We start from the raw sequence: 19,923 nt of genomic DNA on the forward strand, positions 1-19,923 counted from the left end.
GATAACGCCGCGCGCGGGTACCGAAAACATCTGTTACCGAAGCCGATTCGGTTCGATCGGACAGTGTCGAGTTCACGATCGCTCCGCTTGCGAGGATGCGGCGGACAGCGACTCTCCCCGCTGATAGATGGCCATGACGTCCTCGCGGGTCATTCCCGCCGCGGCATGGTCTAGCACCTTGTGGCCATCGCGCAACCCGATCAGCCGATGCGCCCAGCCCAAGGCGATATCCACCTGATGCAGGGTGCACACGACCGTGAGCTTGTCCTCGATACACACCCGGAACAGCAATTCCATGACCGCCCGGGCATTTTCGGGATCCAGCGATGCCACAGGTTCATCGGCGAGCAGCACACTGGGGCGCTGCATCAAACTGCGCGCGATGGCGACTCGCTGCTGCTGACCGCCGGAGAGCGTGTCCGCCCGCCGTTCGGCGTAGTCGGCCAGCCCCACTCGATCCAAGTGCGCGAGCGCCTCAGCACGCATGCGCCTCGGATAGGTCGGCACCCCATAGCGCGGCAGACTCAGCCGCCCCAGCGCGCCGATCAGCACATTCTCCAGACAGCTGAGCCGCCCGACCAGATTGAACTGCTGGAAAACGAATCCGACATCGCGGCGCAGCACCCGCAACTGGCGTCCGGAGGCCCGGTCGACACGCACCCCGTTGACCTCGACACTGCCCGAGGACACCGGATGCAATCCGTTCAAACACCGCAGCAGCGTGGACTTTCCGGATCCGGAGAGTCCGAGCAGTACCAGCAGTTCACTGCGGTGCACATCGAAGGTGACATCGTGCAGGGCGACGGTGTCGCCGAATCGTTTGCCGAGATCGCGGACCGAGATGACGACATCGTCGCCCGCGATCGGCGACGGCGTGGGACCGGGCACGGACATCAGCTCAGCCCTTGCACTTCTTGGAGCCGGTCACTTCGCAGACGTGGCGCACGCCGTTGTAGGCCGAATCATCTACGGCCACAACACCCCAGGCGCGCTCATCGGTGAACCGGCAGGCATCGCCCTGGCAGTATCCGGCGGCCTGAAGCTTCTCGATATCGATCTTGTTCGCGAAAATGTCCTTCAGTTTCCCGATGACCTCATCGCCGAGCGCGTTATTGGCCGCGAACACCGATCCCGCGATGGTCTCGGATTTCCACACCGTCTTGAGCTGACCGGGTTTCAGGTCGCCTTTGTCGATCATGGTCTTGTCGACCATGGTGTCGAAGGCGAATCCGGCATCGCAGTCGCCGTGGGCGATGGCCAGCGCGGAGGCGTCGTGCGCACCGGCGTAGACCGGCTTCATCGCCGCCGAGATATCGCCGTCGCTACCGGATTTGATGACCCCGGCCTCCATCAGCCCGGCGGTCGGGTAGAGGAAACCCGAGGTTGAACCCGGGTCGACGAAGCACACCTTCTTACCGCTGAAGTCCTTGAGCCCGTTGATATTCGACTGATCGGCCCGGGTCAGGCCGTAGGACTTGTAGCCGGGCTGGAGCCCCTTGTCCTTGATCACCGCACCCAGCGGGGTCAGGTGCGCGCCGTTGGTGCCGGCGACCACGTAGGCGAAGGGGCCGAAGAAGGCCAGATCGACCTTCTTGGCGATCATGCCCTCGACCACGCCCGCGTAATCGCTGGCCTGTTTGAATTCGACCTTGGATCCGGTCTCGTGTTCGAGCAATTTGATCAACGGGCCGTAGCTGGCCTTGAGATCGGTGGAGTTCTCGGCGGGAACCGCTGCGAGAGTGATGGTTTCGGGGAATCCCTGGGCATTGCGCGCGGTGGATTCCGAGTGTGAACCCGAGCAACCCGAGACCGTGAGGGCAAGGGCGGCAGCGAATCCGGCCGCGGCGAGCGAGCGGCGGGTGAAGACCTTCATGGTGGAACTTTCTTGTGTTCTTCCGACCGGAAGTCGAGCGTGGTGGCGGAGGGAGAAGGACGGAAGGAACGATGATCCTTGGTATAGACCAAGAAGTATGCGGCGGTAGACGTGCAGGTGAACAGTGCCTAACCACTTGGTCTATACCACTGGTCTATACCAGCGACTGCTAGAGTTGACCCCATGACCGCGACCGACGAACCTCGCGTCCTCAAGCATCAGGTGGTCCGAGGGCAACTCGACCGCCTCCTGGACGGCATGACTCCGGGCGAACCGTTCCCGGCCGAACGCGAGATCGCCGAAAGATTCGACGTGGCACGCGAAACCGTGCGCCAAGCCATGCGCGAGTTGCTCGTGGCGGGCCGCGTCGAACGCCGCGGCCGCACCACCATCGTCGCCCGCGCCAAAGTGATGCTGCCCCTGGCGATGGGCTCCTACACCGAAGCCGCGAAAGCCAACGGGCTCAGCACATATCGCATGCTGGTGGACTGGACCGACCTGTATGCCGACGACGTACTGGCCGCCCAACTCGAAATCGCCGTCGGTGCACCGATCCTGCAACTCGAACGCGTCTTCAGCACCGACGGCATCCGCGTCGGCCTCGAAACCACCAAACTGCCCGCCGACCGCTATCCGGGCCTACGCGAAACCTTCAAGACCGAAACCTCGCTCTACGCCGAAATGCAAAGCCGCGGAATCATTTTCGAGAAGACCGTCGACAGCATCGAAACAACCCTCCCCGACGCCCGCGAATCCGCCCTACTCACCGCCGACGCCCGCACCCCAATGTTCCTGCTCAACCGCATTTCCTACGACCAACACGGCATCCCGATAGAACAACGCCGCTCCCTCTACCGCGGCGACCGCATGACCTTCACCGCAATCATGCACTCAACCCAGCGGCCCTAACGGAGGGCCTTCGCCGATCTCGATCAGATGGGTGATTCGGTGTGGTACGAACTCCTCCGCCAAGATCCCTCACCGCGAGCGTGCGTCATCAGCGGAATTGCTCCATTTCGGACTCACGCTCATCGTGTGATGTGAACGCGTCCGGGTTCTTTCGTTCGGCTGCCATCTCCACGCGTACTGCCGCTCGGGTCAGTGCGTCTTCACATGCCTTGGTGACCCACGCCGAGAAGTTGCCACCGGATTGGGCCTTGATCGCTGCTTCGACATCATCGGGAAGTCGTACGCTGACCTTCGCCATACCGGCAAGCCTACCCAAGTCGGACAGCAGGTAAGACTCCTTCCCTCGTGCAGGCTCGGAGTGATTCCAGGTGAGTTGGCCACGGCGATCAGGACATCATTCGCGACGCTGCGTGGACCCTTAGGTTGTAGCCAGGCGATCTACTTGGTCGACCCTGATCCCGAACCCGAGGTCAGCAGACTTACCAGGCACGCAAGCGGGTTGATGGGGTTCGGGTGCGAGGGATCGGTGTCGAAGCACAGTCCTTGCGCGACCAGTCCGCCGCCCGGCGCCGAGGGCTCCGGGCTTTGCGCGTCAGCGGCCCCCACTCCTGCGGCAAGCCCTGCGGTCAGCAGTGCGGAGACGGTGCCGATGCGAACAACGGCGTGAAGCTTTCCCATGTGAATCTCCTGATCGCGTTTCGGGCACCAATGCTCGAATCCGCATTGAAACGCTAGCCTTTCAATGCAGCGTCGCTGCACCCCCAATTCATGGGGCATGTTCCGCTCGGCCTCGGTTCTGACGCCGAGAATGGCGAGGAAGGCGCTCGAGGCCGTATCCATTGATTTCGTGCTGCTACCACGACATCTACGTGGGCGAGGCTCACACAATAGGCGCGTCCACCTTGTGTTCCAGGCACCACGAACGCCAACAGCGACTACTGGAGCGGAAAAGCGCTGCGAGGAAGGAGAATCCGCCATTCTCGACCACGCACCCGCATCTCGCCGAGTAGCGATGTCGATTCGGGCGTATACGGCCACGACACCATCGGATTCACGTCCGGCTGAGCCGGGAAGAGTGAGTTACCGGACTCCTGGACGGGATAGTTGCACAGCGTGCCGCCATCCCAGCGTTCGTGGCACTCGATCAGTCGGGTTCTCTCGCGTCACCGCCGGCCCGCTCGCCGAGTTGCCGCTCGTTCTGCGAGCGCGTCGGCCATACGCGCGCCCGCTGCCCATGCTGCCGGATCCGCCTGCGCTGCAACAATCCTCGCCTCGTACACTGTGCGCGATCGTAGCGTCTGATGCATGTCCAACACGCGAGCGAGCGTGTCATCCACCGTCTCACCTGGTCGTGCGAACGCAGCTAATCGATCCCATGTCGCAGGTGACACCGACACCGTCATTGTCGCCCGATTCCCTTGGGACACAGCGTGCGTCATCTCCCGAACACTACTCCGACCGCAGATTCGGAGGACGCCAGCTGTCCGGCCGATGGACGGGTGGCGGCAGCGCGCAGGCGCCCCCGCGTGACGAGTTCGACGGCGAGCTAGCGGGCATCCGCTACTCCTCCCACCATGGCTCGGTGTCGTGCACGGCGACGAATTCGTAGAAGTCCATATTGCTGATATCGAGGTTGGTCGCGAGGGACCCGACCATGCGAGAGGGCAGGACGGCAGGCTGGCCCGGGGTGTCGTCGAGGTCGACGGCGGTCAGTGGGTGGCCAGGCTCGGCGAACGTTCTCGGGTCAGCCAGAACGACCAGTTCGGTGCGCTCCCGGTCGTGTGCTGTGGGCGGCGGGACGAGCGCCGGAACCTGCCCCGGCGGTAGACCTTCGAACGATCGATCCTCGACGACGAACGCCGTCAGCGGATAGTGGTCAACGTCGATCTCGTCGGGGTCCAGGTCCGCGCCGACCCAGCCGTCGTCAGTTCCGCCCAGCTCGTTGAGTAGGGCGTGCCAGCCCGGTTCGTCGTCGAAGCAGGTACGGACGAGCACGACACCGGAGACGGCGGGGAGCGCGGGAAAGCATCGGTCGAGCGGCACTGTCGGCGGAGGATAGGCCGGGCGGCCGCCATCTCCCTGGTATGTGCCGCATACGTCCATCTCTCGTATCAGATGGTCGAATGTTAGTGTGCCACTTATCAATTCGGCTAAAACATCGCCGAGCCGTGCTGCGGGAACCCGGACGCCGCGTCCGGGTATCACGACCAGATCCACCAACAGTGGTCCGGCTCCGCCATATACCGCCGGAGTGTCAGCCACGACGACGACAGGTTGAACCGGACCCCCGTCAGAGACGAGCGCGGGGACATTTCCGCCCCGCAGGTAATGCCATGCCCGGTCCTCGATGAGCCGCAACCGCACGCCGTTGGCACCGGCGACGAGCACATCGCCTTCCCTCGCTCCCGCGATCTCGTGCAGTACGTTGCCCCACCGCGCGATGCCATCCTCGTAGCACGTGCAGACCAACAGCGCGTCGGCCGTCTCCGGTCGAGGCAGCATGGGAAAGCTCATGAATTCTCCGACTCCTGGTGCGGGCACCACCTTTCAGTGATGACCATGATGCCCAAGATATCCGGACCGGTGAGCGCGGTCACCACGTGCGCGGATCAACCACCTCCGCCCACGTGCTCAACCAACCCGAAGCTCAGTGGCGAACATGCAGCTCGAATCCCTTGTGCCCGAATGATTCCAGCCCATTCTTCAACTGCAGCGACGGGATCTCGTAGTCACCGAAGTTCTGTCGCCGAAACGCGATCGGCTCGGTCGACTCCAGGGTGAGCAGGCGTTGTTCCCACGCTTTGGCCAGATCCGGATAGTCCTCGGCGGTCAGGCGGTCGGAGCTGTACACCACGAACGGCGGCAGTACCTCGATGCCCGGATAGAACAGGATGCCGTGGTGGATCGGGAACAGCAAATCCGCTACGGGACCGTTGATTCCGCGTGCGGAGTAGTGCGATTCCGGGCCGCCCGCAGTGACCGACAGCAGTGCTCGCTTGCCTGCGAGGGTGCCTTCACCGAACCGTTCGCCGTATCGGGTGGCGCTGTGTTCACCGACGCCGTAGGCGAAGTGGAAGGTGAATACCCGGTCCACCCAGCCTTTGAGGATCGCGGGCATCGTGTACCACCACAGCGGGAACTGGAAGATGATGGTGTCGGCCCACAGCAGTTTCTCCTGTTCGGCGCGCACGTCCGGGGTGAGCGCGCCGGAGTCGAAGGCTCGACCCGAATCCCGTGCTATCCGAAGGGGATTCGAATCCGCAGGACCGTAGTCGGCGGCATCGACTACGGCCTTCCACTCCATCGCGTACAGATCGCTGGTCTGTACTTCGTGCCCGGAGTCCTTGAGTGTCTTGACCGCCAGGTCCTTCAATGAACCATTGAGTGATTCCGGTTCAGGGTGCGCGTAGACGATCAGCGTCTTCACGTGGACTCCTCGGTCAGTCAAGTACGCGACCCAGGAAATCCCTTATCAGAGCGGCGATTTCAGGCCCGTGGGTCTCGAGCGCGAAGTGACCCGCGTCGAGCAGGTGAAGTTCGGCGTCGGGCAGATCGCGCAGGTAGGCACGAGCGCCGTCGGGGCCGAAGATCTCATCGTGCTCGCCCCAGGTGATCAGCACCGGTGGGCGGTGTACGGCGAAGCACTTCTGAAACGCCGGGTAACCGTCGAGATTGTTCTTGTAGTCGGCGAACAGCTGGAGCTGAATCTCCTTGTTGCCCGGTCGATCCAGGTAATGCTGATCCAGAATCCAGGTATCGGGGCTGACCCGGTCCAGCCGATCAGCCGGAACCCCGTGGGTGTACTGCCATTTCGTGGCGTCGAGTTCGAGCAGCTTACGCACGGCAGGCTCATGGGTGACGCGATCGGTGGCGTGCGCGAACAGCACCTCCCAGAACGGGGTGAACCCCTCCATATAGGCGTTGCCGCTCTGCGTGATCAGCGCGCTTACCTGCTCGGGATTCTGGGAGGCGATCCGCAGTCCGATCGGTGCGCCGTAGTCCTGGATGTACAGCGCGAATCGTTCGATCCCGAGGGTGTCGAGCAGTTCCAGGGTGATTTCGGTGAGCTTGTCGAAGGTGTAGTCGAATTCGTCCACCTGAGGCATCGCCGACTGCCCGAACCCGATGTGGTCCGGCGCGATCAGGTGGTAATCCGCCGCCAATTCGGGCAGCAGATTGCGGAACATAGCGGAGCTGGTCGGAAATCCGTGCAGCAGAACGATTGTCGGCTTGGACGGATCACCGGCCTGTCGGTAGAAGACCGGCAGGCCCTGAATGTCCACGGTGTGATGGGTTACGTGCGTCATGGTGGTCTCCGTTGTCGAGAGGGGATTCCGGCAGGCGGTGCAGAGAGGCATGGTGGACCGGTTCGTTCCTACGGATGAGCAGCGCCGCGGCGGCGCTGAACAGCAGGCCGAGCGCGAAATAGCCGCGATAGCTGTCGGTCAGGGCGTGCAGGGTGCTGGCTATCGCCAGTCCCGCCGCCGCGGCGAGTTGATGAATCACCCAGGCAGGGGACAGGGTTCGACCCATCCGCGCGGGGTCGAGGCCGCGCGATACGACGGCCATGGTCAGCGGGACGATCGGGAAGGACGCCGCGCCGAACAGCACCGCGACGGCAATCAAAGTGGCGGGCGCGATATTCGACACCGCCAGCGCGAGCGCGATGATCCGTACGACATACAGTGCCCGCAACAGGTTTTCGACCGCGTATCGCCGCTGCAGCCGAACCATGGCGATCGAGGTGAGTCCCGCCGCGAGCGCGGCCAACGCGACCAGGCGGCCGGCGGCCACCACGGACCAGCCCGCCTCGACGGCGTGTTTGGGCAGCATCAGAATCACCACGTACAGGGTCGCCGAATGCAGCCCGAAGGAGACCAGAACCCGGCCTCGCCCCGTGAGCGATTCCGGCTGTCCCGCAGCCGAATTCGTATTCCGGTCGGCGGGAAGGATCAGCCAGAGCACCCCGGCGACAGCCAGCCCGGCGGCACCGAGCAGCGCGTAGGTCGCCCGCACCCCGACGGGTTCGAACAGTGCGGTGGCGGCCCACGGACCGATCAGCTGTCCGAGATTGATGCCGACGGCGGCCCGGGTCAGCGCCGGTCCGACCTGGTTGCCGAGCGTCCGCCCGATCAGGGTGGTGACCGTGAGCGTGGACGAGGCCGCGAACCCGAGACCGCCGAGCAGCATGTAGGCGGTGACGTATTGCCAGGTCTCGCGCACCACGGCCAGCGCGAGATAGCTGCCGGAGATCAGCGCCAGCCCGCCGATCAGCACCGCCCTCGCCCCGGCGCGGTCGAGCAATCTGCCGACGAACGGTTGCGCGAACCCGGTCACCGTGGTGCCCAATGCCGCGGCTATCGCCAGAGCGGTCGCGCTGACGCCGTGGGAGGCGGTGGTCGGAGCGAAGAACACTCCCATGGAGAAGTTCAGGCCGAAGGAGATCGTCATCGCGGCGAGCCCGGCCCAGGCTATGTGCGAGGGGTGTTTCATACCCGCACCTCTTCATCGCGCGGGCCGAAGATGGTGCGTTCGGCAGCTGTGATGCGCAGGTCGTTAATGCTCGCTTCGCGACGGCTCATCAACCCGGCGGCATCGAACTTCCAGAGCTCATTGCCGTGACTGCGCCACCACCGGCCGTCGGTGTCGTGCCATTCGTAGGTGAAGCGCACGGCGATTCGGTCTTCGGTGAAGGCCCACAGGTTCTTTCGCAGCGCGTACTGCTGTTCCTTCGCCCATTTCGCGGTGAGGAACTCGACGATCTGCTCGCGGCCCACGAGGAACTGATCGCGGTTGCGCCACCACGAATCCGGGGTGTAGGCCTGTGCCACGCGCAGCGGATCGCGGGTGTTCCAGGCGTTCTCGGCGGCCAGCACCTTGGCGGCGGCGGTCTCGGCGGTGAACGGTGGAACCGGGGGACGGGTTTCGGACATGACGGAATCCCTTCCAGGACAGCGGTGTTCGCTACTTGACGCGGTCGATCTTGGCGGTGAGCGCAGTGAGCAGACCCTGCAGCAGTTCGATGGTGTTCTCGTCGACCAGATTGCCGTCGGCGTCGAAACGCTCATGCGAACGGAACGCGATCACCTCGGGCTTGACCACGATGTCGCTCTCGGTCCACACGAACACCTGACGCAGCGCGAGTTGCGCACGCACGGAACCGAATTGCGTCGGCGCCGCGCCCATGATGGCGACCGGCTTGTGCAGCAGCGGCAGTCCCTCGGTCTTGGTCCAGTCGGTGCTCACCCAGTCGATAGCGTTCTTGAGCACACCGGGGATGGAGTAGTTGAACTCCGGGGTGGCGATCAGCAGGCCGTCGGCCTCGGTGATGAGGCGGCGCAGCTCGTTGACCTGAGCCGGGCGGTTGGCCGGGTTATCGAGATCCTGGTCGTAGGGCGGGATCTCACGCAGTCCGTCATAGATGACCACCTCGAGCCCGGTGGAGAACTTCTGTGCCGCGCGCAGTAGCGCGGTGTTGTGCGAGTCCGCTCGCAGGCTGCCGGAAATGGCGAGGATCTTGTGGTTGGGCATGGCGAATGTTCCTGTCCGGCTTACAGATTCGATGGAGAACGCACACCTTTCGGTGTACGTCCATCAATCTATGGCCGGATTTCGCGCGGACAGGGAGTCCGGATATGCCGCATGGCGGCCCGAATGTGCCAAACCATCCGGGTGGAAACGAACCGTCACATACCGCTGGCCATTCCACGGCGGAACGCGTCCGGTGTATCGCCGGTCCAGCGCTGAAACGCCCGCCGCAGCGCCCGCGCATCCTGATAGCCGACCTTGGCCGCGACCGATTGCACGGGAAGTTCGGTGTCGCGCAACAGATCCACCGCATGCTGGTGCCGAGTCGCGGCAACCTCCGCACGCCAGGTGGTGCCCTCCTCGCTCAGGCGGCGCTGCAACGTCCGGGCGCTGACGGCCAGGCGGTGGGCGACATTGTTCAGATCGAGCTCACCCGCCACCATCGACTGCCGCATGGCCGCGCGCAGCTTGTCATTCCAGCTCGGCGCCGGACGCGCGGCAGCGAGATTGAGCTCGGCGTAATGACTCAGCACCGCGGCCAACCGTGGGTCGGCCCCCGTGGGCAGCGCACCGATATCGAGAAACGTGATTTCCGAATGCGGCGCGCGGAAATCGATATTGCCGGTCCCGAATTCGTCCACCAGCCGCGCCCGACCCGGCCCCGGCGGCTGGGTGAACCGGACCCGAATCGGCACCAGATGTTGCCGCGACGCCGCGCGCACCCGCCGCAGCATGACCGACAGCACAAACACTTCCACCGATGCGAGCACCGCCTCCGGTTCGACAGCGACCGTACAGCGGATGGTGAGCAGCCCCCCGTCCTCCCCCACCTCCCAGCCCACCGCCGGATCGGTCACCACCGCCCGCAGCTCCATCGCGGTGCGCAAGCTATCGGCGAGCGAGGTCCGACTGGTGAACAGGTAATCCCACACATGCAGTCCAACCCGATCGGCCTGCTCCGCGGCGAGCAACCCCGGAACAGACCCCACCCCCGCCACTGTTTCAACCAATTCCCATATCCGCCACACCGATTCGGTCGGCACCCGCAACAGGAAGTCATCAAAGGTAGCCGGATCCAGCCCCGACGCAACCGCAAGCTGCGCTGGCGACACACCCACCTGTACAGCGGTCGCCCAAACCAACGCGGCGCTTCGTACCGGCATGGTGTCTTCGTTCACCACCGAAGCATATCGACCGACCGGTACGCGAGACCGCCGAATTATCCCGTCTGACCCGCGCCGACACGTGAACGCAGCTGACGGGGAGCTGGGCCCGGAATCTCTGTTGTCAGTCTCGTCTCGCGCCGCTACTTGTTTGTGTCGATTGTCCTTGGACGGGGCAGCTTCCGCCCCAGGATCCGCTCCGCCTCACGGCGACGCTCAGCGATTTGCTCTGGGGAGAGCTTTACGCGAGTGATGCGCATCGTCCCCTGTGTCAATGCACTCACTCGCCGCCTCCTCGCACAATCGCACTAATGCGCCACATGATGTCGTCGTGTGCGTTGCAGGTGTAGGTCTGGATGACGGCGGCTTTGCTGGAGGTGAGTCGATCGGGCAGTTGTCCGGCCAATGCCGTTGCCGCTAGCGGAATCTCGTCGAAACCGTATCCATCCAGTGCATGCGTCACACCTAGATTGTGAAGGATGGCGGCACCCTGTCACAGTCCTGGGACGGTTCCGCAACCGCCTCCGGCCATGCTCGTACCCGTGTCGGACGATCTCGGTTTGCGGCTCGCCATGGTGATGGCGACCCTGCTTCCGCCGAACTCCTGATCGCTTACGAGAGTGACCAGCGACCAGATGCCAACTGCGCCACCTGGATCGCGCAGGCCATCGACCGCTTTCGCCGTGAAAGTTGACGCGGCCGGACGCGACACTGCGATTCGGCGGCGCGCGAGCCTGGAAGCCGCTTCCGTCTACCGATAGCGTTCGGGCCATGCAGGTCTGGGTGATCGCGGTGATCCTGGTGGCGGTGGTGTGGTCCTTCGCGGTCTGGGCGCGGCGAGACTACACCTTGGATAGGCGTCCGAGCCGCGGGCGACTCGACGACTTCGATCCGGACATCCACCACGACAGCGGCCACGATGGCCATAGCGGAGATGGCGGCACCGGCGACGATTAGGCGAGCTGGCCGCGCCGGCATCTACACTCACCGCGGTGCTGGCGCTGCTGTTCTTCCTCCCCGTGGTTTGCTGGTTTCTCGCGGCCAGGAGCCGTGGGATCCGGATTGGGTTGTGCCTGGTTCTTTTCGCTCTTGCCAGCGCGCAGTTCGCTTTGGTGCAGGGAGACCTGCTGCCCGGCAAGACGCACACGCTCACGACTGTGCTGGCGATTGTCGTTGTCGGGGTGCTGGTGTGCGGATGGCTCCTGGATGGTTCGCAATGGTCGACGCGCGCGATGATCGGCTGGACATTGACCGTGGGATGGTGCGTGTTCACCGTCTTCGCCGTGGCGCTGAGCATCCTCGCGTTCGGGGTCATCGGTCCCGCTCCCACCGTCGCCCGAGATGAGGTGCTGTTACCGCTCCCGAGCGGGCTCGTGGTTTCGAGCAACACCACCGAACCATGCGGTGACAGCAAGGCGGCAATGTGCGCGCATATCTTCGAAATCAGAGGGTCGGCAACAACTCCCGACACCGCGGTTCTCGATGCGGTGCTCGCGCATCTGCGCACGGTGTACGGCTGGTCGCTCGAATACGATGAAACCAGCCAAGTTTGGGTCGGTCACTCAACTACAGGCTGGTTGCTCGACCGACAGAATGTCCGCGTTCAGGTCTTCGGTCCGTGGACCGGAGCAGCGGGGCATCAACCGCGGTTGCCGCGGCGGCGCGGCCTCGTCACGGAGCAACCACCCGCCACCGTTCACTTCCTCAGCCAATAACAATTGGTCGAGTCGGGATGCTAGAACTCGTGCATGACATATAGGTTCACCGCGCACCTCGCGTGCGGGTGTGATGACCCGGACGTGGATGCCTGCGTGATGGCCGGTCTGGCGGAGTCCGAGGACGATGACGAGGAGAGTTTCCTCCTGATGTTCATGTGCGACTTCGAGGAGCCCGGCGAGCAGGAAGTGGCGGTGGGGATGGACACTCATTGTCTGGTCACCCGCGATCAAGGCACCGCCTACGGCTGCATCCGCGAGGTCGAGCTGACCGACGGGATACTGCGCGTGACTTTGGATCCCGAATCTCTCGGCGATCTCGGCCTGACCGATCACATTATCGAGGCAGAACTGCGTGCACCGGCCGCAGACCTTGCGCGCCTGCGGGAAGTGCTGCCCCGCATCCTGTCCTACGGCCGCCCCGAATCCCGCGCGCGATGGATCATGTCCTAGCTCGAATTCGCCCGTGTTGGAAATGGTTCGACTCCATCGAGCGGTGACCGTACGCTGCGCGAATGTGCTTCTACCCGAGCCGGACACATCTGGTCTGCGTGAGCTGCCGTATCTCACACAAACACCCGATCGGCCGCGGTCCCGCACACTGCCCCCGGTGCCGAGGATCATTCATCGACGCCGGCCCGCACCTGGCCGTGCCCAGAAGAACCGACAGGGCCGGATGGCGCACATTGCAGACAGTGCTCGATTCCGGCCTCACCTTTTACGGCGGATGCTGCGGCGAGGGTCCGGGCTATCGCCCCCGCACCCGGCGCGAGGTTCGCGAGCGAATGCTGCTGGCCACGCGCACCGGCATACCGATCACACAGGCACTGGCCGAACCGATTCCGTGAATGGCAGTCGATGCAAACAGTCGCGGCAGCGCAGCTCGCGGACGATATGGTCCCGTGGTGAGTGAGGTTGATCCGATTGTCGCCGAGTGGGAGTCGCGATTCGACGAGCGCTGGGACAGCTTCTGGTCCCGTTTGAGTCCGATATGGCGAGAGACACTGTGCGGGTCGAGGACCGAGGACCCACCCGATGCGGCGGCGATTCTGCGGCGGACGCGATTGACCAGTGACTACGGCTGGCTCGACTACTTCGGACCGATCCGGTGCTTCCCAGCTGTGTGGGAGGCACTGCTTTGGGATTCCAACGGAATGGATCTGGGGCTGTTGGCTTTCACCGCGGACGGTGAGCGCCGGTCGTGGGACCGGTTGCTGTTGGGCGGTCCCGCGAATGTGGACCTCGAGCAATTGCGTGGCACGCCGATCCGTGAGCTGATTCTCTCCGCGGTTGATGTGCGCCAAGTCGAAGCGCTGGCGGAGATACCCGGTCTCGAATCATTGACGCTCGACCTCTACGGCAGCTCCATCACGCTGCCAGAGCTTCCTCGCCTGAGGCAGCTGACCCTCTACTCGAATACTCAGGCGTATTTGCCTGCGGCGCAAGCGCACTCCGACGCTCGTATCGTTCGCCGTGACGACCATTTCTGCCCGCCGTTCGGGCCCGGTGACGTGGCTTGATCCTCCACATCGGGTTCGGCGCCATCGGGCGGTAGTAGCCTTCGCTCATGGTGACCGGACTTGTGATCGTGATCGTGGTGATGGCGCTGGTCGGGTTGGTTGTCGCGGGGGTGAGTCGGGATTCCGATCCTGGTAGGCGACGGGATCGATGGCAGTCCGGTGGCATCGACGGGGGCGGCGATAGTGGTTGTGGCGGTGGGGATTACGGGCACAGCGGGTGCAGTGGCGGTCACAGTGGCTGCGGTGGTGGGCATAGTGGATGCGGCGGCGGGGACAGCAGTAGTTCCGACTAGGTTGCCAGCCCGATAGGGGGCGGGCGTCGGCCAGTGCGTCCACTGGCCGACGAACCAGGTCAGTTGTAGCCGGTGGTGAAGCCGAAGCTGAAGTGGTGGCCCTTGGAGTTGCAGGTGACCTGGGCGCGGAAGCCGCTGCCGCTGCAGGTAGCGCCACCGTAGGTGATGGTGGCGTCGGGGCCGTAGCCGGAGCCGGGGGCGGGCTGGCCGGGGGTGAGGGCGGCGCTGTCGGCGCGGCCGTGCTGGCCGAGCGGGCCCAGGGGCGGGTGCGCGGGCAGGAAGGGCAGATCGATGGAGATATTGGAGATCTGCAGGCCGTACCAGTTCATGGTGCCGTTGGTGATATCGCAGCCGACGTCGCCATTGGGTCGCATGGCGCAATTGGCCAGGTTGCCGTACGTGAAGTAGACGGTGTCGCCGATGAGGTAATTGGCGGGGTCCTGGGCAATGGAGTCGGCGGCGGCGGTTCCGGTTCCTGACAAGGACGCGCCTATTGCCAAAGCTGTTCCGGCGAGGGCGGTTCCGATGCGGGTGCGTGTGCTCATGAATATCCCTTCGGTATGAATTCGGCAGTGATGCCGTATGTCGTGTTCGAATGGCTCAATCAGGTTCGCGCTTACCGTATTCCGGCGATCGTCACGATACGACGTCATCGATGGATTGCGCAATTCCCCTTTCTCGCAACGCCTTTCGAATTCGTGGCCTTCACCTAAATTTGGCATTGATCGAATGGCCGTATTCCCCTTGATAGCCTGCTTAAACCCCAACTTTTGGTGGCAGCGTGACCAGGTGTGTAGTGGTTAGGATTCCCGAGTGTCGTTGAATCCGTTCATGCTCGGCGTACGGTTCCTGCTCGAGCTCGCCGCTATCGTTTCCTTCGGAGTCCTGGGTTGGCGCGAATTCGACGCACCTTGGCGATATCTGCTGGTCGCGGTACTGCCGCTGATTGTCGCGGTCGTGTGGGGAACCTTTGCGGTGCCGGGAGATCCGAGCCGTAATGGGGAAGCGACGGTCGCCGTGCCGGGCGCGGTACGGCTCGTGGTGGAGGTCGCGGTATTGGGCGGCGGCGCGGTAGCCCTGTGGGCGGCCGGACTCACTGTGACAGCGCTGATCTCCGCCATAGTGCTGGTGGCATACCAGGCCCTGGCTTACGACCGCGTGGGCTGGTTGCTCTCTCACTGACCTACAGCCGCGAAGTCTCCTGCGGGAGAACATGAGCCAGCACGAGATCGGCGACCCGCCCGACCAGTACCGTCGTCACGACCTCGAGCGTGGCCGACTCGCGCAGCAATGGCTCAACGGTCTCCGGAAACCCGAGTGTCTGGAGCACCGTCTGATTGCGAGCGCTTCACCCGCGGAGTCAGCGCTCGGGGGAGAAGACGGTGTCCGGGGCGACCAGTCCGACGAGCGCTCCGACAACCTGGCGCAGGGTGGTCTCGCTGACGACTCCGATACGGTCCTGTAGCCAGGGCCGGTAGACGGGAGTGATGCGATAGACCACCGCGGACAGGCCGGGCAATGGGTCGGAGTCGGCGAAGGGTACCGCCAGTCCCGGCATCTTCGGTGCGAGTTCCACCGGGATCGCGAGCACGGTCGGCAAGATCGCATTGGCTGCGGTTCGCGAGACGATCAGCACGCGATCACCACCGAGCGATGACGGTTTCTGGCGGCCCGCGATAGTGGGCAGGTAATGCCAGAGTTCACCGTGTGCGGGCGTGGCGGCGGTTACCACGCGGCGCCGTCGGCACGAATCGCCTCGGCCATGGCGGCACGCTCGGCTTCGACCTCGGCGAAGTGTTCGGCGGTATCGCGCCCCTGCGCACGCTCGTAATCGGCGGCGATGCGCGCGGAGTTGGCGAGCAACTTGTCCCGCAGTGCCGATTCCACGAAGGCGGAGAGCTTGATGCCCATCTGCGCGGCGACTTCCTTGGACTGCTCCAACACCGTGCCGTCCAGGCTGAGCGACGTATTAGCCTTCATAGTACGAATCGTAACAGGATTCCAAGCATGATTCCTCGTTGCTCTCGGACCTGGGGCTCGAGGCTGCGTCACAGTGACGAACCCTCCAGGTCAACCCGGGCTGTGGCTCCCTTCGAATCTTGCCGCTAAATCCGCGAGCAACGAGGAGCGGCGCACCTTGCCCGCGTCGTCGCGCAGGGCGATGGTCGTGTACTCGAAGGTGCGGGGAATCTTGTAGCGGACCAACCGTTGGGCGATGAAGGCCCGGAGTTCGTCGTCCGTGAGCGCGGCCGAGGTCTCGATGACCGCGTGCACGCGGTGGCCGAGGTCCTCATCTGGTACGCCGAGCACGACCGCGCCGGTGACCTGTGGGTGTTCGGTCAGCGCGGCTTCCACCTCCGCGGGGTAGACGTTGGCGCCGCCGGTGATGATCAGATCGGCTCGGCGCTCGTCGATGTAGAGGTAGCCGTCCCGGTCCTGGCGCCCGAGGTCGCCGACCGCCTCCCAGCCGTCGATCACGCGGGGGGTGGCTCCGATGTAATGGTATGTGGGGGTGTCGTTTTGGGGGCGGACCAGGATGTCACCTGTCTCACCGGTAGGCAGTTCGGAACCGTCCGGTCCGGCGATGCGCACTCGGCCCCACAGGGGCAGGCCCACCGAGCCCGGGTGGCGCAGCCAGTCGGTACCGTCGATATGGGTCATCATCGTGCCCTCGGTGGTGGCATACATTTCGTGCAGTGCGGGCGCGCCGACCAGGTCGATCCATGCGCGTTTGAGCCACTGCGGGCACGCTGCGGCACCGTGCCAGACCGATCGCAGCGAGGTGATGTCGTATTCGTCTGGGCTGCTGCGTAATTCACGGATCAGGCGGCTCATCATGGTGGGCACCAGGCTGATCCACGACGCCCGAACCAGGGCGATGGACCGCAGCACCGCGACGGTGTCGAATCGCGGCAACACCACCAGATGCTGTCCGGCCAGCAGTCCGTAGATCGAGAAGTTGAACGGCGCGTTGTGATAGAGCGGACCGCACACCAGCTGGGTGTCCCCGTCGCGCTGATCCAGGACGGACGCGGTCCGTTCCACATCGAGCTCACCGAGCTGAGCCGAGACGATCAGCTTGGGTCGCCCGGTGCTGCCACCGGAGGTCGGGGCCTTCCACGAGGGTGCGACCATCGTCGGCGTGATCGGGGTATCGGGCACCGTGGACGGGGGAGTGAATCCGGCTGGGAGCCACCGTATCGACGGGTCCTCGGGTTGCGCCCCGATCACCAGAACCGGTTGCGCCAGTGCGAGAATCGCCTCGCGCTCGGGTCCCGGCAACGCGCTCGACATCGGCTGCGGCACCGCACCGATCTTCCACAGCGCGAACACCGCGATATAGAACTCGGCCCCATTGGGCAGCGCCACCGTGACCATATCCCCGGCGCGCACCCCGAAGTCGCGATACACGCGGGCCAGGCGATTGGCCGCGCCATCGAGTTCTGCGCGGGTATAGGTGCGCCCGGCATCGGTGATGGCGGGCCGCTCGGGCGCGCGGGCGGCCAGATCCGTGAGCAACTGCCCGAGCGGAATCGCCTCAGCCATGGAGAAACCTCTCCACGAACGCGGGTTCGACGACCAGCCCGTGCACCTGCATATTGTGGCTGTGTGCGAGCTGGTGCAGCGCGAAGGCGTTGCGAATGGCCTCGGGTCGTCCGGCGGCATCCTGCGCGGCATTCACCGATTGCTTGGCCAATTTCAACGCGAATGGCGGTTGCTTTGCGATGTGAGCAGCCAATTCCAGTGTCGCGCTGGTGAGTTCGGCGCGCGGCACCACCTTGTTGACCATGCCGACTCGTTCGGCCTCGGTCGCGGTCATGGCGCGCGAGGTGAACAGCAGCTCCTTGGCCTTGCGGACACCGAATTCATAAGGGTGGTTGAAGAATTCGACCGCGTTGACGCCCATCGACACCACATTGTCGATGAATTCGGCATCATCCGCGGCCACGATCAGATCGCACGGCCACGCCAGCATGAGCCCGCCGGAGATGACTTTGCCGTGCACCTCGGCAATGGTCGGCTTCGGGATATTGCGCCAGCGTTCGCTGAATCCGAGATAGATCTCCTCCTCGCGCGCCATCACCCCGGCCGCGCCGGGTTCGGTGAATCTGCCTCCGCTGCCGACGGTTTCGAAGCGCTCGTGCGCGGCCAGCGGATCGGGTTCGCGCATATCGTGACCGGCGGAGAAGTGCGGGCCGTTGGCGGCGAGCACGATCACCACGATGTCGTCATCGTGCGCGGCGCGGTCGAAGGCGGCGTTGAGGGCGTAGAGCAGTTCGGTGTCCTGGGCATTGCGCCGATCAGGGCGGTTCAGGACGATGCGGGCGACTTTCGGGATCGGTACTTCGTAGGTGACCGGTTCGGTGATGCTGATCGTCATCGCTTGCCCTCCCAGAGGATTCGTTCGTGTCCCGCCGGATCGTCTGCGACGGTGATGGTTTCGGAAATGAGCCCGGTGGTGCGGGCGTCGATGTCGTAAGGTGCCCAGCCGGGATCGCCGTGGGTGATGAACTCGACCCAGATGCGATGGTTGGTGTCGGCGACCGCCTGCGGCGGCTCGTCGCCGATGCGGGCGCTCAAGCCCGGCGCGGCGAGGGTGTCGAATGCGAAGGGGATATCGACCGCGTGGCCGGAACCCAGTGTCGGAGAAGCCCATTCGAATCGATACAGCCAGGTGCTGCCGGGCTCCCTGGCCTCGGCGACTCGTACGGAGGGGATGCGGAAGTACCAGTCGGACACGATCGCGGATATCAATTCACCGGCGGTGGCATCGGGCCGATCGCGCCGGTACGCGGCCGAGGTCTCTTCCACCGGAAGTCCGTACCCCTCGATGGTCGCGGTCAGTGCGACCTCGTCGAGCACCGCCAGCGCTCCGGACGCGATCAGAATCGCGCGAGCCTCGTCCGCGGTGGTCCCGATGAGCAGCCGCACCCCGGTGCGATCGGCGAGGGCCTCGAGTGTGGGCCGGGGCAGTACCGTCCCGTCGACGGTCGGTGCGTAGGGCTGCTGTGTCATCGCGAGCGCACCCCATTTGCCCGGGTCCGGTGCGGTCTGAATCTCGGTGATGACCGTCCGGCACGCCTCGGCGAGCACCTGCGGATCCACCGCGGCGAAGGCTTCGCGTTTCGGTTCGATACCGAGCAGGCGTGCCAACTCCCGCGCGACCGTCAGCGATTGTTCCGGCGGGAGATAGTGATGCGCCCCGCCGCTCTGCGAAATCGCCTGCTGGAAAAGACCTTCCGCGTCCGGGACAGCCAGCAGCGTATTCACGCTCCACGCGCCCGCGGATTGCCCGGCCACCGTCACTCGATCGGGATCACCGCCGAATGCGGCGATATTGTCGCGCACCCATCGCAGCGCCGCGATCTGATCGAGGACGCCGAGGTTGGCCACCTCGTCCCCGGTGTACAGGAACCCCTCCGCGCCGAGCCGATAGTTGAGCACCACGGTGACCACGCCGTCCCGGGCGAAGGCCGAACCATCGTATTCCGCAAGCGAATTCGAGCCATTGGTGAACGCGCCACCGTGAATCCACACCAGAACCGGTAGCCGATCGGCGTCGATGCGGGTGTGCACGTTGAGGTTCAGGCATTCGGTGCCCGCGATCGTCACCTCGGGGTAGTACGGCACGTACATAGCGATGTAGTCCGCTTTGGGCGCCGTTGCCCCGTACTGCCGGGCATCGCGGACGCCCTGCCAGTGCGGTGCCGGAATCGGCGGGCGCAGGCGGTTCGCGCCGAAAGGCGCGGCCGCGTACGGGATGCCCAGGAATTCGAGCAGGTCACCCCGCTGTCGCCCGCGCACCGTGCCTTCTCGGACGATCACCGTATCGGTCACCGTGCTGCCCATTGCGGCCTCCTCGCCTGCAAGGTCACTCGAATACCACGGTGCCGCAACATGATCGCGCCACCGGTCGAGTGT

General features: G+C 64.5%; 26 protein-coding genes. 7 read left to right on the plus strand and 19 right to left on the minus strand.

Annotation, left to right across the window (positions count from 1 at the left end):
• Positions 1 to 72: 72 nt before the first annotated feature.
• Positions 73 to 894, minus strand: a complete 822-nt coding sequence (gene phnC, locus ACFC4D_RS17520; protein ID WP_376064482.1) for a phosphonate ABC transporter ATP-binding protein — start codon at positions 892 to 894, stop codon at positions 73 to 75.
• A 4-nt stretch (positions 895 to 898) separates the two neighbouring features.
• On the minus strand, positions 899 to 1,873 hold the full coding sequence (locus tag ACFC4D_RS17525) for a phosphate/phosphite/phosphonate ABC transporter substrate-binding protein (protein WP_376064484.1): 975 nt from the start codon (positions 1,871 to 1,873) through the stop codon (positions 899 to 901).
• 183 nt (positions 1,874 to 2,056) lie between these two features.
• Here ACFC4D_RS17525 and ACFC4D_RS17530 point away from each other — a divergent pair, with 183 nt between their 5' ends.
• On the plus strand, positions 2,057 to 2,782 hold the full coding sequence (locus ACFC4D_RS17530) for a GntR family transcriptional regulator (protein ID WP_376064487.1): 726 nt from the start codon (positions 2,057 to 2,059) through the stop codon (positions 2,780 to 2,782).
• An 88-nt stretch (positions 2,783 to 2,870) separates the two neighbouring features.
• Here the strand turns inward: ACFC4D_RS17530 and ACFC4D_RS17535 are convergent, their stop codons facing one another.
• The 10 genes from ACFC4D_RS17535 to ACFC4D_RS17580 all read right to left on the minus strand — a co-directional run bounded on the left by ACFC4D_RS17535 (position 2,871) and on the right by ACFC4D_RS17580 (position 10,936).
• The gene (locus tag ACFC4D_RS17535) at positions 2,871 to 3,080 is read right to left on the minus strand and encodes a hypothetical protein (RefSeq protein WP_376064490.1); all 210 of its coding nucleotides are present in this window, start codon (positions 3,078 to 3,080) and stop codon (positions 2,871 to 2,873) included.
• Between the two features lie 140 nt (positions 3,081 to 3,220).
• On the minus strand, positions 3,221 to 3,460 hold the full coding sequence (locus tag ACFC4D_RS17540; RefSeq protein WP_376064493.1) for a hypothetical protein: 240 nt from the start codon (positions 3,458 to 3,460) through the stop codon (positions 3,221 to 3,223).
• An 882-nt stretch (positions 3,461 to 4,342) separates the two neighbouring features.
• A complete protein-coding gene (locus tag ACFC4D_RS17545) occupies positions 4,343 to 5,296 on the minus strand; it encodes a DUF6924 domain-containing protein (RefSeq protein ID WP_376064495.1) in 954 nt (317 codons plus the stop codon).
• 133 nt (positions 5,297 to 5,429) lie between these two features.
• Complete coding sequence (locus ACFC4D_RS17550; RefSeq protein ID WP_376064498.1) at positions 5,430 to 6,209, minus strand: NAD(P)H-dependent oxidoreductase; 780 nt, start codon at positions 6,207 to 6,209, stop codon at positions 5,430 to 5,432.
• A 13-nt stretch (positions 6,210 to 6,222) separates the two neighbouring features.
• The gene (locus ACFC4D_RS17555; protein ID WP_376064501.1) at positions 6,223 to 7,089 is read right to left on the minus strand and encodes an alpha/beta fold hydrolase; all 867 of its coding nucleotides are present in this window, start codon (positions 7,087 to 7,089) and stop codon (positions 6,223 to 6,225) included.
• Positions 7,022 to 8,275 (minus strand): MFS transporter, encoded by a 1,254-nt coding sequence (locus tag ACFC4D_RS17560; protein ID WP_376064504.1) that lies wholly within the window; start codon positions 8,273 to 8,275, stop codon positions 7,022 to 7,024. The genes ACFC4D_RS17555 and ACFC4D_RS17560 overlap by 68 nt, the downstream gene beginning before the upstream one ends.
• Positions 8,272 to 8,715, minus strand: coding sequence for a DUF1348 family protein (locus tag ACFC4D_RS17565; RefSeq protein WP_376064507.1), 444 nt, complete (start codon positions 8,713 to 8,715; stop codon positions 8,272 to 8,274). Before ACFC4D_RS17565 ends, ACFC4D_RS17560 begins: the two co-directional genes overlap by 4 nt.
• A gap of 31 nt (positions 8,716 to 8,746) precedes the next feature.
• The gene (locus ACFC4D_RS17570; protein WP_376064509.1) at positions 8,747 to 9,313 is read right to left on the minus strand and encodes an NADPH-dependent FMN reductase; all 567 of its coding nucleotides are present in this window, start codon (positions 9,311 to 9,313) and stop codon (positions 8,747 to 8,749) included.
• A 155-nt stretch (positions 9,314 to 9,468) separates the two neighbouring features.
• The gene (locus ACFC4D_RS17575; protein WP_376064855.1) at positions 9,469 to 10,473 is read right to left on the minus strand and encodes a helix-turn-helix domain-containing protein; all 1,005 of its coding nucleotides are present in this window, start codon (positions 10,471 to 10,473) and stop codon (positions 9,469 to 9,471) included.
• Positions 10,474 to 10,753: 280 nt separating this feature from the next.
• Positions 10,754 to 10,936, minus strand: a complete 183-nt coding sequence (locus tag ACFC4D_RS17580; RefSeq protein ID WP_376064512.1) for a hypothetical protein — start codon at positions 10,934 to 10,936, stop codon at positions 10,754 to 10,756.
• A 308-nt stretch (positions 10,937 to 11,244) separates the two neighbouring features.
• On the opposite strand from ACFC4D_RS17580, the gene ACFC4D_RS17585 reads away from it, so the two are divergent.
• From ACFC4D_RS17585 to ACFC4D_RS17605, 5 genes are all read left to right on the plus strand, one after another.
• Complete coding sequence (locus tag ACFC4D_RS17585; RefSeq protein ID WP_376064515.1) at positions 11,245 to 11,430, plus strand: hypothetical protein; 186 nt, start codon at positions 11,245 to 11,247, stop codon at positions 11,428 to 11,430.
• Positions 11,431 to 11,465: 35 nt separating this feature from the next.
• Positions 11,466 to 12,188 carry a hypothetical protein gene (locus ACFC4D_RS17590; protein WP_376064518.1) on the plus strand — a complete coding sequence of 241 codons (723 nt, stop codon included), beginning with the start codon at positions 11,466 to 11,468 and terminating at the stop codon, positions 12,186 to 12,188.
• Positions 12,189 to 12,221: 33 nt separating this feature from the next.
• Positions 12,222 to 12,641, plus strand: coding sequence for an Imm10 family immunity protein (locus tag ACFC4D_RS17595; protein WP_376064520.1), 420 nt, complete (start codon positions 12,222 to 12,224; stop codon positions 12,639 to 12,641).
• A 242-nt stretch (positions 12,642 to 12,883) separates the two neighbouring features.
• Positions 12,884 to 13,036, plus strand: coding sequence for a hypothetical protein (locus ACFC4D_RS17600; protein ID WP_376064522.1), 153 nt, complete (start codon positions 12,884 to 12,886; stop codon positions 13,034 to 13,036).
• Between the two features lie 57 nt (positions 13,037 to 13,093).
• On the plus strand, positions 13,094 to 13,708 hold the full coding sequence (locus ACFC4D_RS17605; RefSeq protein WP_376064525.1) for a hypothetical protein: 615 nt from the start codon (positions 13,094 to 13,096) through the stop codon (positions 13,706 to 13,708).
• Positions 13,709 to 14,060: 352 nt separating this feature from the next.
• Here the strand turns inward: ACFC4D_RS17605 and ACFC4D_RS17610 are convergent, their stop codons facing one another.
• Complete coding sequence (locus ACFC4D_RS17610; RefSeq protein ID WP_376064527.1) at positions 14,061 to 14,546, minus strand: hypothetical protein; 486 nt, start codon at positions 14,544 to 14,546, stop codon at positions 14,061 to 14,063.
• Between the two features lie 268 nt (positions 14,547 to 14,814).
• Between ACFC4D_RS17610 and ACFC4D_RS17615 the strand changes: the two genes are divergently transcribed.
• Positions 14,815 to 15,183: a YrdB family protein gene (locus tag ACFC4D_RS17615; protein WP_376064530.1), complete on the plus strand. Its 369-nt coding sequence runs from the start codon at positions 14,815 to 14,817 to the stop codon at positions 15,181 to 15,183.
• 1 nt (position 15,184) lies between these two features.
• Here the strand turns inward: ACFC4D_RS17615 and ACFC4D_RS17620 are convergent, their stop codons facing one another.
• The 6 genes from ACFC4D_RS17620 to ACFC4D_RS17645 all read right to left on the minus strand — a co-directional run bounded on the left by ACFC4D_RS17620 (position 15,185) and on the right by ACFC4D_RS17645 (position 19,851).
• Positions 15,185 to 15,331, minus strand: coding sequence for a hypothetical protein (locus ACFC4D_RS17620; protein WP_376064533.1), 147 nt, complete (start codon positions 15,329 to 15,331; stop codon positions 15,185 to 15,187).
• 30 nt (positions 15,332 to 15,361) lie between these two features.
• Positions 15,362 to 15,733, minus strand: coding sequence for a hypothetical protein (locus tag ACFC4D_RS17625; protein ID WP_364648730.1), 372 nt, complete (start codon positions 15,731 to 15,733; stop codon positions 15,362 to 15,364).
• The gene (locus ACFC4D_RS17630; RefSeq protein WP_364648733.1) at positions 15,727 to 15,981 is read right to left on the minus strand and encodes a hypothetical protein; all 255 of its coding nucleotides are present in this window, start codon (positions 15,979 to 15,981) and stop codon (positions 15,727 to 15,729) included. Before ACFC4D_RS17630 ends, ACFC4D_RS17625 begins: the two co-directional genes overlap by 7 nt.
• A 90-nt stretch (positions 15,982 to 16,071) precedes the next feature.
• Positions 16,072 to 17,547, minus strand: coding sequence for an AMP-binding protein (locus tag ACFC4D_RS17635; protein ID WP_376064535.1), 1,476 nt, complete (start codon positions 17,545 to 17,547; stop codon positions 16,072 to 16,074).
• Entirely contained in the window at positions 17,540 to 18,382 is an 843-nt protein-coding gene (locus ACFC4D_RS17640) for an enoyl-CoA hydratase (protein ID WP_376064536.1), read from the minus strand. Before ACFC4D_RS17640 ends, ACFC4D_RS17635 begins: the two co-directional genes overlap by 8 nt.
• Positions 18,379 to 19,851 (minus strand): carboxylesterase/lipase family protein, encoded by a 1,473-nt coding sequence (locus tag ACFC4D_RS17645; RefSeq protein WP_376064537.1) that lies wholly within the window; start codon positions 19,849 to 19,851, stop codon positions 18,379 to 18,381. Before ACFC4D_RS17645 ends, ACFC4D_RS17640 begins: the two co-directional genes overlap by 4 nt.
• Positions 19,852 to 19,923: the final 72 nt, after the last annotated feature.

Origin of the sequence: Nocardia sp. NPDC056000 (assembly GCF_042269265.1) — a bacterium.
GTDB lineage: Bacteria > Actinomycetota > Actinomycetes > Mycobacteriales > Mycobacteriaceae > Nocardia.